This window comes from Fibrella forsythiae (assembly GCF_017353175.1).
Lineage (GTDB): Bacteria > Bacteroidota > Bacteroidia > Cytophagales > Spirosomataceae > Fibrella > Fibrella forsythiae.
This window is the reverse complement of the sequence record NZ_JAFMYW010000002.1, coordinates 507511-523073: the sequence shown is the minus strand read 5'-3', so window position 1 is coordinate 523073 and position 15563 is coordinate 507511. Positions and strand designations below refer to the sequence as shown.

18 protein-coding genes are annotated in these 15563 nt (G+C 49.7%); 16 read left to right on the top strand and 2 right to left on the bottom strand.

What is annotated here, in order from left to right:
* The first annotated feature begins 73 nt into the window (after nucleotides 1-73).
* Nucleotides 74-763, top strand: a complete 690-nt coding sequence (locus tag J2I46_RS08160) for an arylesterase (protein ID WP_207328511.1) — start codon at nucleotides 74-76, stop codon at nucleotides 761-763.
* 7 nt (nucleotides 764-770) lie between these two features.
* Here the strand turns inward: J2I46_RS08160 and J2I46_RS08155 are convergent, their stop codons facing one another.
* Complete coding sequence (locus J2I46_RS08155; RefSeq protein WP_207328510.1) at nucleotides 771-1844, bottom strand: SGNH/GDSL hydrolase family protein; 1074 nt, start codon at nucleotides 1842-1844, stop codon at nucleotides 771-773.
* 231 nt (nucleotides 1845-2075) lie between these two features.
* Between J2I46_RS08155 and J2I46_RS08150 the strand changes: the two genes are divergently transcribed.
* Both J2I46_RS08150 and J2I46_RS08145 read left to right on the top strand, forming a co-directional pair.
* Entirely contained in the window at nucleotides 2076-3515 is a 1440-nt protein-coding gene (locus J2I46_RS08150) for an MBOAT family O-acyltransferase (protein WP_207328509.1), read from the top strand.
* Between the two features lie 3 nt (nucleotides 3516-3518).
* Complete coding sequence (locus J2I46_RS08145; RefSeq protein WP_207328508.1) at nucleotides 3519-4652, top strand: alginate O-acetyltransferase AlgX-related protein; 1134 nt, start codon at nucleotides 3519-3521, stop codon at nucleotides 4650-4652.
* A 105-nt stretch (nucleotides 4653-4757) separates the two neighbouring features.
* Here the strand turns inward: J2I46_RS08145 and J2I46_RS08140 are convergent, their stop codons facing one another.
* Nucleotides 4758-5579: a M48 family metallopeptidase gene (locus J2I46_RS08140; RefSeq protein WP_207328507.1), complete on the bottom strand. Its 822-nt coding sequence runs from the start codon at nucleotides 5577-5579 to the stop codon at nucleotides 4758-4760.
* 195 nt (nucleotides 5580-5774) lie between these two features.
* Here J2I46_RS08140 and J2I46_RS08135 point away from each other — a divergent pair, with 195 nt between their 5' ends.
* The 13 genes from J2I46_RS08135 to J2I46_RS08075 all read left to right on the top strand — a co-directional run bounded on the left by J2I46_RS08135 (nucleotide 5775) and on the right by J2I46_RS08075 (nucleotide 15563).
* Nucleotides 5775-6386 carry a fumarylacetoacetate hydrolase family protein gene (locus J2I46_RS08135; protein ID WP_207328506.1) on the top strand — a complete coding sequence of 204 codons (612 nt, stop codon included), beginning with the start codon at nucleotides 5775-5777 and terminating at the stop codon, nucleotides 6384-6386.
* Between the two features lie 70 nt (nucleotides 6387-6456).
* Nucleotides 6457-6708: a type II toxin-antitoxin system Phd/YefM family antitoxin gene (locus J2I46_RS08130; protein ID WP_207328505.1), complete on the top strand. Its 252-nt coding sequence runs from the start codon at nucleotides 6457-6459 to the stop codon at nucleotides 6706-6708.
* Nucleotides 6701-6907, top strand: coding sequence for a Txe/YoeB family addiction module toxin (locus J2I46_RS08125; protein WP_207328504.1), 207 nt, complete (start codon nucleotides 6701-6703; stop codon nucleotides 6905-6907). Before J2I46_RS08130 ends, J2I46_RS08125 begins: the two co-directional genes overlap by 8 nt.
* 50 nt (nucleotides 6908-6957) lie before the next feature.
* The gene (locus J2I46_RS08120; protein ID WP_374758081.1) at nucleotides 6958-9009 is read left to right on the top strand and encodes a M23 family metallopeptidase; all 2052 of its coding nucleotides are present in this window, start codon (nucleotides 6958-6960) and stop codon (nucleotides 9007-9009) included.
* 30 nt (nucleotides 9010-9039) lie between these two features.
* Nucleotides 9040-9489, top strand: a complete 450-nt coding sequence (bcp, locus tag J2I46_RS08115; RefSeq protein ID WP_207328503.1) for a thioredoxin-dependent thiol peroxidase — start codon at nucleotides 9040-9042, stop codon at nucleotides 9487-9489.
* A 112-nt stretch (nucleotides 9490-9601) separates the two neighbouring features.
* The gene (locus J2I46_RS08110) at nucleotides 9602-10459 is read left to right on the top strand and encodes a transketolase (protein WP_207328502.1); all 858 of its coding nucleotides are present in this window, start codon (nucleotides 9602-9604) and stop codon (nucleotides 10457-10459) included.
* A 112-nt stretch (nucleotides 10460-10571) separates the two neighbouring features.
* Nucleotides 10572-11576 (top strand): AAA family ATPase, encoded by a 1005-nt coding sequence (locus tag J2I46_RS08105; RefSeq protein ID WP_207328501.1) that lies wholly within the window; start codon nucleotides 10572-10574, stop codon nucleotides 11574-11576.
* Nucleotides 11570-12127, top strand: coding sequence for a hypothetical protein (locus J2I46_RS08100; RefSeq protein ID WP_207328500.1), 558 nt, complete (start codon nucleotides 11570-11572; stop codon nucleotides 12125-12127). Before J2I46_RS08105 ends, J2I46_RS08100 begins: the two co-directional genes overlap by 7 nt.
* Before the next feature lie 7 nt (nucleotides 12128-12134).
* A complete protein-coding gene (locus tag J2I46_RS08095) occupies nucleotides 12135-13088 on the top strand; it encodes a transketolase family protein (protein ID WP_207328499.1) in 954 nt (317 codons plus the stop codon).
* A 100-nt stretch (nucleotides 13089-13188) separates the two neighbouring features.
* Nucleotides 13189-13749, top strand: a complete 561-nt coding sequence (locus J2I46_RS08090) for an RNA polymerase sigma factor (RefSeq protein ID WP_207328498.1) — start codon at nucleotides 13189-13191, stop codon at nucleotides 13747-13749.
* 30 nt (nucleotides 13750-13779) lie between these two features.
* Nucleotides 13780-14262 (top strand): hypothetical protein, encoded by a 483-nt coding sequence (locus J2I46_RS08085; protein ID WP_207328497.1) that lies wholly within the window; start codon nucleotides 13780-13782, stop codon nucleotides 14260-14262.
* 22 nt (nucleotides 14263-14284) lie between these two features.
* Complete coding sequence (locus tag J2I46_RS08080; RefSeq protein ID WP_207328496.1) at nucleotides 14285-14716, top strand: hypothetical protein; 432 nt, start codon at nucleotides 14285-14287, stop codon at nucleotides 14714-14716.
* 184 nt (nucleotides 14717-14900) lie between these two features.
* Nucleotides 14901-15563 carry a cytochrome b/b6 domain-containing protein gene (locus J2I46_RS08075; RefSeq protein WP_207328495.1) on the top strand — a complete coding sequence of 221 codons (663 nt, stop codon included), beginning with the start codon at nucleotides 14901-14903 and terminating at the stop codon, nucleotides 15561-15563.

Genomic DNA, 15563 nt, shown 5'->3' with positions numbered 1-15563 from the left:
CTGGTCACAATCCAAACGTAAATTGGCATTCCGGCGTTTGTAAAGGCAACGACCATTAGTCATCATCACCATCATGCAGTTGATTGCCCGTTTTGCGCCCCTGCTAGGCCTCATTATCTGTCTGAGTTGCAACTCGAAAACAGAGAGTTCGAAAACCGAAACCGCCACTGCTGACACAGCCACCCCGGCAACGACTTCGGCCAAAAAGAAGGTAATCGTTTTCTTCGGAAACAGCCTTGCTGCAGGCTACGGCCTGGAAAACACCGCCGATGCGTTTCCGAATCGGATTGGGGCCCGTATCGATTCATTGGGGCTCCCCTACCGGGTAGTCAACGCCGGGCTGAGTGGCGAAACCACGGCCGGGGGCCGGAGCCGTGTGGGGTGGATATTGCGCCAGCCGGCCGATATTTTTGTGCTTGAGTTAGGCGGTAACGATGGACTGCGGGGTATTCCGCTGAAATCATCCCGCGAGAATCTCCAGGCCATTATCGACACCGTTCGGCTGAAAAACCCGTCTGCGCAGATAGTTATTGCCGGTATGCAGATTCCGCCAAATCTCGGCAAAGCATATACCACCGAATTCCGGACAATTTTCAGAGAACTGGCTATGAAAAACAAGGCCGTACTGATACCGTTTTTGCTTGAGAATGTGGGCGGTGACCCAAAACTCAATCAGGCAGACGGCATTCACCCCAACGTGGAAGGGCATCGTATCGTGGCCGAGAATGTCTGGAAAATCATTGGGCCGATGGTACAGAACTAAGGGAGTGTTATTGCGCTTTTTCCCAGATCAGGCGGGCAATTTCGGCCATACCCTTATCATTCGGGTGAGCCGCCACACCGGGATCGCTAAACTGCGACGCCCTGTATTCAGGCTTATTGACCAGATCACACAAACAGGCCAGTGGGTACCCTTTCTCAGCCGCCACCTTGCGTATGACTGCGTCTACATGAGGCTGATCCCAAAAACTGGTTGTACAGACAATTTTATGCGTAGTTGCCGAGTGATCAGCAATATAAGTTAGCAATTGACGGTAATACACTTCAAAATTACGGGTACTTACCTGGTTATCGTCGACATTTTCGGCGATTCGCACAACGGTCAAATCAGGCTTTTCGGAAAAAGAGTGATCGTATTCATTAAGGGTGATTTTCCAATAACTACTCTCAAAAAGATATCCTCCCGACAGCGTAACCTTCACAGAAGGAAGCCGTTGCTGTAGCTGATAGGTCAGAAGATGCACAAAATCTTTGTCTGGAGCCGACGCCGCCATACCGTGATTATACGGCCAGCCCACTGCAGCATCAGGACCTAACAGCATGATGCTATTGCCCATGATCACCACATTACTGTAGCTCAGATTGAAGGTGGCTGATTTTGACCGGGACACACGGCTGCCCGCTCGTATACGGGCAAGGTACGTACCTCCGTTTTTCAGCACAAACTGGCTGGCAGTAATCCATTGAGCGCCACCATCAGCTGAATACTCCAGAGTACCCTGACTGGGTATCGAGTCTGCCAGCAGCCGGATAAGTGTACCAATAGGCAAATTCCCATTGTCAGAACTGAACCGGGGCAGGGGGACCATCAGGCTATCATTTCTGGTAGACGGGGTCACTACCGTTGTCACATCGGGAGAAGAGCATGAGCAGGTAGTTGACGAAACCGTGCTCGTTGTCGATGACGGGCCAACTGTACCAGGATGAATGGGAATAACGGTTGAACTACAACCCTGCAAACCCGCCACGAAAAATCCGCAAACGGCCAGATACATGATCAGTAAAACGGAGTAAAACCACCTGATTTCCATAATTACAGCCAACACATCTATGAACCAGATCATCAACCGGATGGCAAAATAGTCATCCGGTTAGTTTCTATCATCTTATCGTAGTTTTTTCCCGGATCAAGCGGGTAGCGAAGTACATACATTATCATTTTTATCAATGACCATATTTGAATTTTATAAGTGGATTTTCTTATAAAACACTCGTGGTCTTCATACGTATAATTACTTAAATTACTTATAGCCAAAAACGACACTTATATTTGAGGCACCCACTACTACCCATCCATGTTATTTAACTCTCCTATCTTCCTATTTCTGTTTTTACCCCTTTTTTTATCGGTCTATTATTTAATTCCTTTAGTCTACAAAAACAGATCTACTGCACTAAGCTGGCGTAATGCCTGGCTTTTTGCCTCAAGCCTCCTCTTTTATGCCTGGGGAGAAGGCCCCATGGTGGGCGTACTACTTTTGTCGATCGTAACCAATTATACAGCCGGTTTACTGATAGCAGGCGGACACCGACAGACTGGTTTGTGGCTCTCCTTAACCGGTAGTTTATCACTACTCTTTTACTACAAATACGCCAATTTTGCCGTAGAAACCGCACAACACCTAATAGGGTGGCCAGGCTCATGGGCCAATACAGGACTCGTACTGTTGCCTATCGGTATCAGTTTCTACACATTTCAGGGTATATCATATGTCCTTGATGTGTACTGGGGTCGCATTGGCGTCAATCGAAACTTTATAGCTTACGGTACATACACGGCTATGTTTCCTCATCAGATAGCCGGGCCAATTGTTCGTTATGCAGACATTGCTCCCGAGCTATCGGAACGAAACCTATCCGTAAGCAGGCTGGTGTCTGGTATAGAGCGCTTCATTCTTGGATTGGCCAAAAAAATGTTACTGGCCAATACATTCGCTGAAGTGGCCGATACACTCTTCAACGCACCTGTCGGTAGCATTACGGTAGCCGCCGCCTGGCTGGGTATAGTTGCCTATACGCTACAGATCTATTTCGATTTTTCCGGCTACTCCGACATGGCTATCGGATTAGGCCGTCTTATTGGGTTTGATTTCAAAGAAAACTTCAATTACCCCTACACCGCTCGTTCTATTCAGGATTTTTGGCGGCGCTGGCATATATCCCTCTCCAGTTGGTTTCGTGACTACGTGTATGTGCCCCTGGGCGGAAGCAGAGGATCAACGACCAGGACGTATCGAAATCTCCTGATCGTCTTTTTTATCACAGGGCTATGGCACGGAGCCAGCTGGAATTTTATTATCTGGGGGTTATTTCATGGGGCTTTTTTACTGGCAGAGCGGGCCGGCCTGGGCCATCGGTTAAAGCAATGGCCCGCTGTAATTGGGCATAGCTACACGGTACTGGTAGTGCTGATTGGCTGGGTGTTGTTTCGGGCCAGCGATATTGGTGCGGCCATTGCTTATCTAGGCCGGTTGATCGGCTTGAACGGTTCCGAAACGAATTCGTATGTATACACCATACATCACTTCACCTCTACAACCATACTTGGCACTTTCATACTCGGCGCTCTTTTCACAACACCTGTTCACCTTATAGCGCAACGCTACCGTAATCAGACTTCCAACGGTGTATTCCAGGAAATTGGCTATGTGGTTGGTCTACTCTGCCTCTTCTTCCTGTCTATGATGAGTTTAGCTGCCAGTACGTACAACCCCTTTATTTATTTTCGCTTTTAATTAATGAAAAATCTTAAAAACAAAAGCCTGATAACCTGCTTTTGCTTCCTTATTTATTTACCAATAATTGATCAATTACTGGGTATCTCATCGTTTCGTACTATGGAAAACAGGCCGTCTTTTGTGGCAGAAAACGGGGCTATCCATTCAATGCGTACGCTGAAAAAAGCTGTTCGTCAGTTTGACGTTTACTATAAAACTAATTTTGGTATTCGGGACGGACTGGTTTTTTTACACAGTGTCCTGCATTACTATGTACTGAACGATTCACCTATACCGCAGCAAGTTATTTTCGGCAAACAGGGGTGGTTATATGTTGGGGATCATTATAATCGGGTGATGCAACAGCATCAAGGGCTATGGCCTCTATCGGTTGATTCGGCACAGGCAATTGCGCAGCATTTAGTAGCCGTTCAACAAAAATTAGCCGGTAAAGGGGCACAACTGTATATACTAATAGCTCCTGACTCGCATTCTATCTATCCAGAATATTTGCCTGACTATGTAGCCTCGGGTTATCATGCGCAAACGAAGGAACATTATCAGTGGACTGAGACGCCCCACGACGTACTTAGCCAAGTCATGCAAAAACATCTGTCGGTTCCTTTCCTCGACCTTCGGGATACCCTGTGCCGGGCAAAACAAAAAGCCGTTATTTACCGACAAACCGATACCCATTGGAGTAACTACGGAGCATTAATTGGTACGGCCTCAATTATTAACCGTATTCGACAGACATTCCCGTCTATACGTCCAGTGCAATGGAACGACTACGACATGCAAGTAATGCGTGGTGGAAGTGGGGATTTAGCGGCTCTCATGATGCTTCAGGGACAGGTAAAAGACCAGATATTTTATAGTATAGTGTCAAAACCCGCTTTTCGAACCGTTGCCGCTCAACAATCGGCAGAAAGACAGACGTCTGTCTTTCAGGGAAAGAACGCTGGTCAACCGTCGATGCTCCTGTTCGGGGACTCTTTCAGCGAATCAATGTTGGTTTACTTACCCGGTTATTTTAGCCGGACCTGTGCCGTACGCCAGCCAGCGCTCGACTGGCAGCGCATTGACCAGGAAAAACCGGATATTGTCATTGTAGAGATCGTTGAGCGAAACCTGCGCGATCTACGGAAACTGTAGCTCGTCAATACCTAACAGAATTCACCTGAATAAACGCAGGAACGGCTTTGCCGGAACACCGTCCGGTGCGCTGGCAAAGCCGTTCCTGCTTCTTAAGCCTTACTGCTATTGACCTTTGTAATATTTCTGAGCTTCCGGCAACAACTTCTGTAAGTCGGCAATCCGGCGTTCGTCAGAAGGGTGAGTAGACAGGAATTCAGGGGGCTTATTACCACCACCTGCTTTGGCCATACGGCCCCAAAAGCTGATCGCTTCAGCCGGGTTGTAGCCAGCCATTGCCATAAAAATCAGACCAAGTTTATCGGCTTCTGATTCCTGGGCGCGGCTGTGAGGCAGTTCCCGGCCCACCTGATAAGCGGCAGGTAAGGCTACCCCAACGGCCTGATATAAGATGGCTTTGGTAGCACTGGGATTTTGCTGAGCCCGCGAACCCGCAAACGCCTGCCCCGCCTGGATCAAACCGCTCGAAAGCAGGCCCTCGCTCATCCGTTCGCGTCCATGCTCGGCAATAGCATGCGAGATTTCGTGGCCCATTACGGCCGCCGCACCAGCTTCGTTTTGCGTATAGGGAAGAATACCCGTATAGAAGGCTACTTTACCCCCCGGCATACACCAGGCATTCACCTGCGGACTTTCAATGAGGGCGAACTCCCACTGATAGCCTGCCAGCCGCTCACCGTAGCCATTGCTGTTCATGTAACCTTCCATGGCCTGCCGCAAACGATTGCCTACCCGCTGCACCATCTCGGCCTGGCTACTGTTCCGAACTACCCGGCTTGTATCCAGAACTCCCTGATAGCTCTGGAAGCTCATTGGGAGCAACTCAGCATTAGACACCAGTGCAAGTTGTTTACGCCCCGACAACGGGACTGTCTGACAACCAACCAGTAACCCTAAGGCCACCATTCCTACAATTAATTTTTTCATCGTGTTCGTGAATTATGTTAGTGGGCCATTTCGCCCATGCGATACGTCCTAGAGTATACGTACCGCCGTAATCCCCCTTTTGTTTACTGCTTTTGACGAGCGGGCGGCGTTATGGTTTAGTTTTGTGGGCGCTCATATCAATCTAATGCCTGTTCTTAGACGAAGAGAGGCCATTTCAGTAACGCCCAAATAACTATGAAAATCATTGCCGTTGGCCGCAATTACGTAGAGCATATTCAGGAGTTGAACAATGAACAATCGGGTGATCCGGTTATTTTTTTGAAGCCTGAAACCGCTATACTCTATCGGAATGCCCCCTTCTTTTATCCCGATTTTTCCACCGACGTTCACCACGAAGTAGAGGTGTTGGTGAAAATAAATCGGGTGGGTAAAAACATCGAAGAGCGGTTTGCGCACAAATACTACGACGAAATTGGGCTGGGTATCGATTTTACTGCTCGCGACGTACAGAGCAAACTGAAAGCCAAAGGATTGCCCTGGGAACTGGCCAAGGCTTTCAACGGCTCGGCACCGATGTCGGAATTTATTCCAAAAACAGAATTCGACGACCTGCAAAATCTGAATTTCGGACTAACCATCAACGGCGAAACCCGGCAGGAAAGCAACACTAGCTTGATGCTGTTCAAAATCGATTTCCTGATCGCGTATGTCTCACGCTACTTCCTGCTTCAGAAAGGCGATGTCATTTTCACCGGCACACCCAAGGGCGTTGGCCCCGTGCAGATCGGCGACCGGCTGGTAGGTACGTTGGAAGGGCGTGAGATGTTCAATTTCGGAGTGAAGTAAGTGCCGTAGTTGTTTTGAAACCCAACACATTCTTCAGCATGTTATCGTTCATAGGTGAAACTGACAGATCATGAAACATACCATCCCATTGGAATTAGACGAATTGAACAGTGGGTTGATTCAGCATCTGAAAGAGATGTTCAGTAACTCTCGTCAAAAACGACTGACAATCATTGTTGATGACGAGGTAGACGAAACCGATTACTTACTTCAGTCGTCAGCAAACAGGAAGCGGCTATTACGTTCGATGGACAATGCTCGTCAGGGAAATGTAGTTTCGCCCGATCTAACGGCTTTCCGTAAAACGAGCCCTGATGCGTAAGCCCGTTTTTACGCCTGAAGCGTGGGAAGATTTTACTGACTGGGCGCGAACCGACCTGAAGATTGTACGAAAGATTATTGAGCTGCTGGATGACGCCGTTGAAACGCCATTCACTGGCATCGGCAAACCTGAGCCGCTCAAATACAACCTCCGTGGCTGTTGGTCGAGGAGAATTACGCAGGAGCACCGTCTGGTTTAAGAAGTAGCTGACGATACCATTGTTGTTCTTGCCTGTAAGTACCATTACTGATTGACGATTTGAACTTCCTCCGTTTTCTCCTGCTGTTCCTGTTGCCCACCCTGTTGGTTGGGCAGGCGCGCAAGCCATTACCTTCACTGGTGCAACCCGGCTATCTGCTCTTCCCAATCAACCCCGGCCAGGCGGGGTCGCTGTCTGGCGGCATGGGCGACCTGCGGGGCAACCATTTCCACGCCGGTTTAGACATCCGGACGGGTGGAACTGAAGGCCTGCCGGTACATGCCGCCGCCGATGGGTACGTGTCGCGTATTGCCGTGTTTACGGGGGGGTACGGAAACGTTATTTTCCTGAAGCATCCAAACGGACTAACTACCGTCTATGGCCACCTGAAAACGCTGAACGATACGCTGGGCACGTACCTGCGCGAAAACCAGTACGCCAAAAAGACCTTTGAGATAGACCTTCGGCCACAACCCAACGAATTTCCGGTAAAGAAAGGCGACGTCATTGCGCTGTCGGGAAATACGGGGGGCTCGGGCGGGCCACACCTGCACTTCGAGGTACGTGACCCTAACGACAATCTGATAAACCCACTCCTCTACGGTTTCCCCGAACTGTCAGACGATGTGCCGCCTTATTTCGAGCGTGTCGCCATCAGGACCATGACACCTGAGTCGCGGTTAAACGGTGAGTTTCAGCGGCAGACGTTCACGCCCGTTCGACGTGCTGACGGCTCGTACACGATTGCGCAACCCATTTCTGCCTCGGGCTTGTTGGGCCTTGAGTTACTGGCCTACGACAAAGCCAATGGCTCACCCTACCGCAATGGCCTGAACTGCGTGGAAATCCGGCTGGACGGCAATGAGGTGTTTGCCTACAATATGAACATGTTCCCGAACGAGCAGACGAGGTTCATCAACGTGCATATGAACTACGAGGCCGAGCAACTGAGCGGTCAGCGGTATCATCGTGGGTACGTTGCCGATGGCAATAAACTGTCCCTCTATCACTCGAATGCCTACCGGGGCAAGCTGCCGCTACTCGACCGTAAACCCCACGAGGTTACCATTACATTGTTCGATAACTACGAGCATTCGGCTGTTCTCCGGTTTATAATTCAGCCAGAACCCCTGTCTGAACCAGTACTGGCCCAGCCTATCCAGACCATCGCCATAGATAGTGGTCAGCTCAGTACACTCCCCGGCTTAACTCAGCCAGGGCAGCAGAACGTACCCAACGTAACGCTTACGCCCGACGATAACGTGCTGAAACTTGCGGTGCGCGGTCTGCCCGGCGTGCCGCCCAATGCGCTGCTGTTTACCGGGAAGAAAACAACCGAATTACCAGTTGCCTATACTCGTAATGGCAAGGCCGTCTACCTGATTGACCTGAACAAAACCATGCCCGACTCTGTGCAGATTGGCCGTGGTCGCCTGCCACTCAATTTCCGTCAGGCCGTTATTCCGGGACGTACCCAGGTGATTGACGCCGGCAACGTGAATCTTCGCTTCAACGCCGAGTCGCTGTTTGATACGCTGTATCTGTCGACCCGAACCTCATCAGGAAATATCCTGGAGATTAATCAGAATACGATTCCGCTAAATGATTTTATCGATGTTCGGTTTACGCCCACATCGCCGGTCAGCATTGACACGATGCGGACGAAGATGTATATGCTCTCCGGCGGTCGCCAGCGGTTCGTTGGGGGGAAATGGACCAATAATCGCATTGAATTCCGCACCCGTGAGTTGGGCAAATTTGGCTTACTTACCGACCTTACGCCACCTGTCATTCGGGTGGTGAGCGCAACGGGTAAGGGTATCAGCGCCCGCATCAGCGACGACCTATCGGGTATCGACCAGTTCCGCGTGTTCGTCAATGGCGAGTGGACGCTGATGCAGTACGACTACAAACGGGCGCTGATCTGGTCAGACAAACTGGATCCAGAGGCGGCGTTCGAGCCGGAGTCTGAGGTGATTATTCAGGTACGTGACCGATCGGGCAATGTAGGCGAAGTAGTAACAAAGATTGCGGCGGCACCTGCTCCGAAAGCAAAGCCGGTAAAGAAAGCGCCCGCAAAAAAACGCGGACGGAAACGCTAGGGTGAATATGTTTGCACTAAATTCCTGATTATGCCGCTATCCGTAGGCGACCTGGCGCCCGATTTCACCACCAAAGACCAGCATGGTAACCCACTAACGCTCTCCGACTACCGGGGCCGAAAGGTGGTGCTGTATTTTTACCCAAAAGATGACACACCGGGCTGTACGGCCCAGGCCTGTAGCCTGCGCGACAACTACGCCGACTTAAAAAAAGCTGGCTACGAAGTGCTGGGCGTAAGTATCGATTCTGAAAAAGCTCATTCCAAGTTTATAACCAAGTATGATCTCCCCTTCTCGCTGGTGGCCGACACCGACCAGTCGGTGGTGGAAGCCTACGGCGTCTGGCAGGAGAAATCAATGTATGGCCGAACTTACATGGGCACCGTTCGTAAAACCTTCATCATCGATGAAAACGGTTTGATTACCGATATCATCGAGAAAATAGATACAAAAAATCACGCAACGCAAATTTTGACATAGTTTACTGTTTACCGTTTACTGTCTTCTGTTGCTTCGCTAAGGCACCTGATTTTGGTTCAGCAGAGCAACAAAAGACAGTAAACGGTAAACAGTAAACTCCTTTTTTGAGACTATGGAAATACAACAACTTGAGCACATTGCTTCGCAGGTACGTCGCGACATTCTGCGGATGGTATCTGCCGTTAATTCAGGCCACCCCGGCGGTTCGCTGGGCTGCACCGACCTGTTTGTCGCCCTATATTTCGACGTGCTTCGCAAGAAGCTGGATGCTGATGGCAAACCGGTTTTCGAGATGGACGGTAAAGACGAAGACCTGTTCTTCCTCTCGAACGGCCACATTTCGCCCGTCTTCTATTCAGTACTGGCCCGTACGGGCTATTTCTCCGTATCTGAACTGGCTACGTTCCGCAAACTAGACAGCCGGTTGCAGGGGCACCCCACTACGGCCGAGCACCTGCCCGGCGTTCGTATCGCGTCTGGCTCATTGGGTCAGGGTTTGTCAGTTGCAGCTGGCGCTGCGTTTGCCAAGCGGCTGAACAAAGACGACAAGCACGTATATGTGCTGATGGGCGACGGCGAACAGCAGGAAGGTCAGGTTTGGGAAGCGGCTCAGTTTGCACCGAACAAAAAACTCGGCAACCTCACCGCCATCATCGACTACAACCTGGCGCAGATCGACGGCACCACCATGGGCGTCAACGATAACCGCGACCTGGCTGCGAAATACAAAGCCTTCGGCTGGAACGTGACCGAAATGCAGGGCAACGACATGGGCGATATCATCAAAACCCTGAAAGATGCCAAGCATGATCCGGAAGTTCCCACGCTGATTCTGATGCACACCCTGATGGGCTACGGCGTCGATTTCATGGCGGGTAACTACAAGTGGCACGGCACTGCCCTCAACGAAGAACAAATGGCCAACGCCCTCGGCCAACTGCCGGTGTATTCGGGCATGGAAGACTACTAAAAAGGAGTTTACAGTTTACTGTCTTCCGTCTTCTGTCGCTTCGCTTAGGTACATATCGTGACCTGGCAGCGCAACAGAAGACGGAAGACAGTAAACTGTAAACTGTTTTGTTATGCAGATCAAACGCCTCGTCATCGAAAATTTCAAGTCCATTGAACGGATCGAGCTCATTGAGCCCAACCCGTTCACGGTCTTTGTCGGCCCCAACGGCTCCGGCAAATCCAATATTTTCGAAGCGCTGGAGTTTGTTGCAACTGCATCAAGATTTAACCGTCCCCACGAAGCAGTTAGATTATTTGGTGGAGAAGATAAACTCTTTCGACGAGCAGAAGGGAACAACGAAGTTTTCTCGTATGAACTTCACTATGGTTATGGAGACAGTGAATTTATAACGATGAGCATGCCGTTTGGCAGTACTTTTCGTTTTGGAAGTCAATTCAATGCCCAGACAGACTCTAACTTAAAAAAGCCGGCAAACCCGATTCCTAAAGCTCTTTTATATCATTTTATTGAGCAGTTTAAGCGAGTTTTGGTGAATGCCCCTGACAGAAAAAAAAGTAGCCTTGAGTACCAAGATGGTGATTCTCTAAACTTTTCAGCTTCAAATCTTGAGCCGGTTCTAAAGCGTTTGCTTATAAATGAGAGTCTTAAAATAGAAATCTTTGACTGGCTTTCCCTATTTGTCCCAGGATTTAAAGCAGTTGAAATAGATGATCGTGATGAACTACACTGGTTTGAAGTGTCCAGTGACCGCTACTTTACTAAAGATCTGATCTCCGATGGAACGTATAATATTCTTGCGTTGCTAACTGCTGTATATCAAAGCGATGATCCACAATTCTTATGTATTGAGGAGCCTGAGAATGGTCTCAATCCAAAGGTAACAAGGGAATTGGTTCAGCTATTTCGGTTCGCTTGTGAAGAGTATGGCCATTACATCTGGCTGAATACGCAGTCGCAGTCGCTGGTGTCAGTGCTAACGCCTGAGGAAATTATTCTGGTGGATAAAGTAGATGGTGCAACGAAAACGAAGCAAGTAGCTGGCATGAATCTGCATGGCTTACCAATGGATGAAGCCTGGTTGTCAAACGCCCTTGGCGGTGGTATTCCATGGTGAAGATAGGAATCATCTGCGAAGGCGAATCAGAGAAGATTATTTTTGATTCACCCGACTTTAAGGCATTGATGAACAGCTACAAAATTGAGTTAGTGGACGTGGTTGTTGCAGGTAGCAAGACGCAGTACCGAGCGGACTTCCTGCCTAAGCATCGGCAGATACTGTTAGATAAAGGCGCGGAGCGAATTATTGCCCTCGTCGACTTAGATAACGATCAGTGCATCACATTAACTAAGGAAACCGTTCCGGCGTTTGACGACCAAACTGTGGTAGTAGCTGTTAAGGAGTTTGAAAATTGGTATCTCGCCGATACAGTAGCGCTGGGTACGTTCACAGGTACTGCTCAACCGGTCGAGAAACCAGAAGAGTACGTTGAGCCACTAGATGAGATTATCCGTCTGCTTGGCAAACGTTTTCCGAAGAGTAAACCCAGATTAGCCAACAATATGAAGCGTTGTGGCTTCACCATTGACCGTGCGGCGGGGCACCCTAACTGTCCGTCGGCGCGGTATTTTTTAAATAAATTGCAAACGATCGCTTCGGCGAATTAATGATAACATGAAAAAATTCGACTACACGGATAAGAAAGACACCCGGTCTGGCTTCGGCGCGGGAATTTACGAACTGGGCAAAACCAACCCGAATGTGGTAGCCCTCACTGCCGACCTGGCCGGCTCACTCAAGCTCGACGCCTTCATCAAGGATTTTCCGGATCGGTTTATCCAGTGCGGTATTGCCGAAGCAAACATGATCGGCGTATCGGCTGGTCTGACCATCGGCGGGCATATTCCGTTTGCCACTACGTTTGCCAACTTCGCTACGGGTCGCGTATATGACCAGATCCGGCAGTCAGTGGCGTATTCGGAGAAGAACGTGAAGATCTGCGCCTCCCACTCGGGCCTGACCCTGGGTGAAGATGGGGCTACTCACCAGATTCTGGAAGACCTGGGCATGATGAAGATGCTGCCCAACATGACGGTCATCAACACCTGCGATTACAACCAGACCAAAGCCGCCACCATCGCCATTGCCGAGCACGTTGGACCGGTTTACCTGCGTTTTGGCCGTCCGGTGTTGCCTGTGTTTACGCCCGCCGACCAGAAATTTGAGATTGGCAAAGCGTGGCACATGAACGAAGGCGATGCCTGTTCGGTATTCGTAACGGGTAACCTCGTTTGGGAAGCCGTACTGGCGGGCGAAATGCTGGCTGCTGAAGGCATCGAAATTGACCTGATCAACATTCACACCATTAAACCGTTAGATCAGGAAGCGATTCTGAACTCGGTGAAGAAAACGGGTTGTGCAGTTTCGGTTGAAGAACATAACATCTGGGGCGGGTTGGGCGAGAGTATCGCCCATGTACTGGCGCAGAATTTGCCCCGTCCTCAGGAGTTTATTGGCACAAAAGATACCTTTGGTGAAAGCGGTACGCCCGATCAGTTGTTAGAGAAGTACGGCCTGAAAGCCTCTTATATCGTAGACGCCGTGAAACGGGCAATCGCAAGAAAATAAGTTTACTGTCTTCTGTCTTCTGTTGCTCCGCTATACCAGTGTTAGGTACGTTAGGCGAAGCAACAAAAGACAGAAGACAGAAGACAGTAAACTGTTACCAATGACTGACCAGGAACTACTCGAAAAATACCGCGATCCGTCGAGCCGGAACTATGCCTTTAATCTGATGGTAAAAAAATACCAGCAGAAGATCTATTGGCATATCCGGAAGATGGTGATCGACCATGATGACGCCGACGATCTGGTTCAGGACACGTTTGTAAAGGTGTGGGCAAGTCTGGAACAGTTTCGGGGCGACAGTCAGTTATATACCTGGATCTACCGCATTGCCACTAACGAATGCCTTAACTTTCTGAACAAGAAGCGACGACGTTTCTTCCTGCCCATCGGCGACGTTGAAGGCGAGTTGATGGAAAAGCTGGAAAGTAACGCCGACTACGTAACATCGGGCAATGACCCAAGTGGCGAGGAAGTTCAGCTGGCGTTGCAGAAAGCGTTGCTTAAATTACCTGATAAACAGCGCCTTGTGTTTAACATGAAATACTTCGACGATATGAAGTACGAAGAGATTTCGGAAATTACAGGTACGTCGGTGGGAGCGTTGAAAGCGTCGTACCATCTGGCAGTGAAGAAGATTGAGGATTTTTTAACCAACCGTTAAACCCCGGCACGGGCTGAGCATCAAAGTAGTATGAACAGTAAACAACCAATACGGCTTGAGGAGATAGACGCGGGGCATCCCCTGCGCCAACATCCATTCGAAGCGGTAGGTGCTGGGGTGCCTGACGGCTATTTCGACACGCTGGCGTCGCGGGTACAGGCTCGGGCAGCCCTTGCCCATCCGCAACAAACTGGCCCGATTATTAGCTGGTCGTGGGGACGCACGATGGCCTCGCTGGCGGGCGCCGGGCTGGTTGCCACACTAGTGTGGCTTACCTGGCCGCAACGGCAGGATTCGATTGGTCGGGAAACCCTGAGTGGCGTAAGTGACGCGGCCATTGTAGCCTACCTTGATGAGCAGGGCTTGAACCCCGACGAAGTAACTGCCCTTCAGACAACCACCACAACTGACGAATCAGGATCGCTTCAGTACCTTGATATAAAATCTGATGCAATCCGGCAACACCTGGAATCACAGGATATCAGCGATGAACTCACGAACACCGGCTCTTAATTATTTTCTATAGAACACACCTATGAAACACCTATTATTGGTTCTTCTGCTGCTGACCGGATCGCTGGGGCGCGTTATGGCGCAGAACGACATTCAAAAAATTGAGTCGCAGAAGATTGGCTATATTACCAACCGGCTTAACCTGACTACCGAACAGGCCCCTCAGTTCTGGGCTATCTATAACGACTATAACGGTAAGAAAAAGGAACTGAACCGTAAGGTACGTCAGTTAACCGGCGAGAACTCGCGGCAAGGTATGGTAGCCAATGATGCGGCCGTTCTGTCTAATTTGAAAGAATTAAACGGTGCGAAGCAAAAACTCGGTGATCTCGACGATGAATATATGCCTCGTTTTCTGAAGGTTATCAGCCCAACTCAGTTACAGGAGTTATATAAAGCCGAACGTAACTTTAACCGAATGCTGCTCGAAAAACTGAACAGTAATCAAGACTAACCTGACCACATTTCATCCAGAATGGCCCCGGTTTCAGCAATGAGATCGGGGCCATTTTAGGTTTATACGCAGCTGAATCCGGAAAATCTTACCTTGCAGGAGCATCACGAGGCCAACCATTCCAAAGCAAAACAAAAAGTATTGTCATGTACCGCTCTTTTCCTGACAGACTAAACCGCTATGTATGAAACGCATCATCGAAAACAAGCATCCGCTGGCGATTCGCTGGTTTCACTGGGTTAACTTCCCCGTGCTGACCGTCATGATCTGGAGCGGGCTGCTCATCTACTGGGCCTATCATCCGTATAAAATCCAGGTGGGCAGCTTTACTCTGATCACGTTTTTTCCGGACTGGTTTTTCAAGGGCCTGCACATGAAACAACGATTGGCCGAAGGCATGTCGTGGCACTTTGCGCTGATGTGGCTATTCACGATCAACGGCATTCTATATGTTGGTTACACGCTGATTTCGGGCGAATGGCGCTACCTGTTTCCTAAACGCGGATCATTCAAAGAGGCCTGGCAAGTTGTATTACATGATCTGGGCATTCGGAAAGGGCCGTTGCCCGTCGAGAAATACAATGCCGCGCAACGCATTGCCTACAGCAGCATTATTGTCATGGGCGTTGGCTCGCTACTGACGGGCCTGGCCATTTACAAACCGACTCAGTTTTCATGGCTGACCACGTTGCTGGGCGGCTACGAAATAGCCCGGCTCCTCCACTTTGCTCTGACGATTGGGTACGTTCTGTTCTTCGTCGTCCACATTGCGCAGGTAGTGAAGGCTGGCTGGAACAATTTCCGGAGTATGATTACGGGATTTGATGTGGTAGACGAAAAAGTATAG

Coding starts and splice junctions, on each gene's coding strand:
- J2I46_RS08160 (WP_207328511.1), top strand. CDS start 74: ATGCAGTTGATTGCCCGTTTTGCGCCCCTGCTAGGCCTCATTATCTGT.
- J2I46_RS08155 (WP_207328510.1), bottom strand. CDS start 1,844: ATGATCTGGTTCATAGATGTGTTGGCTGTAATTATGGAAATCAGGTGG.
- J2I46_RS08150 (WP_207328509.1), top strand. CDS start 2,076: ATGTTATTTAACTCTCCTATCTTCCTATTTCTGTTTTTACCCCTTTTT.
- J2I46_RS08145 (WP_207328508.1), top strand. CDS start 3,519: ATGAAAAATCTTAAAAACAAAAGCCTGATAACCTGCTTTTGCTTCCTT.
- J2I46_RS08140 (WP_207328507.1), bottom strand. CDS start 5,579: ATGAAAAAATTAATTGTAGGAATGGTGGCCTTAGGGTTACTGGTTGGT.
- J2I46_RS08135 (WP_207328506.1), top strand. CDS start 5,775: ATGAAAATCATTGCCGTTGGCCGCAATTACGTAGAGCATATTCAGGAG.
- J2I46_RS08130 (WP_207328505.1), top strand. CDS start 6,457: ATGAAACATACCATCCCATTGGAATTAGACGAATTGAACAGTGGGTTG.
- J2I46_RS08125 (WP_207328504.1), top strand. CDS start 6,701: ATGCGTAAGCCCGTTTTTACGCCTGAAGCGTGGGAAGATTTTACTGAC.
- bcp (WP_207328503.1), top strand. CDS start 9,040: ATGCCGCTATCCGTAGGCGACCTGGCGCCCGATTTCACCACCAAAGAC.
- J2I46_RS08110 (WP_207328502.1), top strand. CDS start 9,602: ATGGAAATACAACAACTTGAGCACATTGCTTCGCAGGTACGTCGCGAC.
- J2I46_RS08105 (WP_207328501.1), top strand. CDS start 10,572: ATGCAGATCAAACGCCTCGTCATCGAAAATTTCAAGTCCATTGAACGG.
- J2I46_RS08100 (WP_207328500.1), top strand. CDS start 11,570: ATGGTGAAGATAGGAATCATCTGCGAAGGCGAATCAGAGAAGATTATT.
- J2I46_RS08095 (WP_207328499.1), top strand. CDS start 12,135: ATGAAAAAATTCGACTACACGGATAAGAAAGACACCCGGTCTGGCTTC.
- J2I46_RS08090 (WP_207328498.1), top strand. CDS start 13,189: ATGACTGACCAGGAACTACTCGAAAAATACCGCGATCCGTCGAGCCGG.
- J2I46_RS08085 (WP_207328497.1), top strand. CDS start 13,780: ATGAACAGTAAACAACCAATACGGCTTGAGGAGATAGACGCGGGGCAT.
- J2I46_RS08080 (WP_207328496.1), top strand. CDS start 14,285: ATGAAACACCTATTATTGGTTCTTCTGCTGCTGACCGGATCGCTGGGG.
- J2I46_RS08075 (WP_207328495.1), top strand. CDS start 14,901: ATGAAACGCATCATCGAAAACAAGCATCCGCTGGCGATTCGCTGGTTT.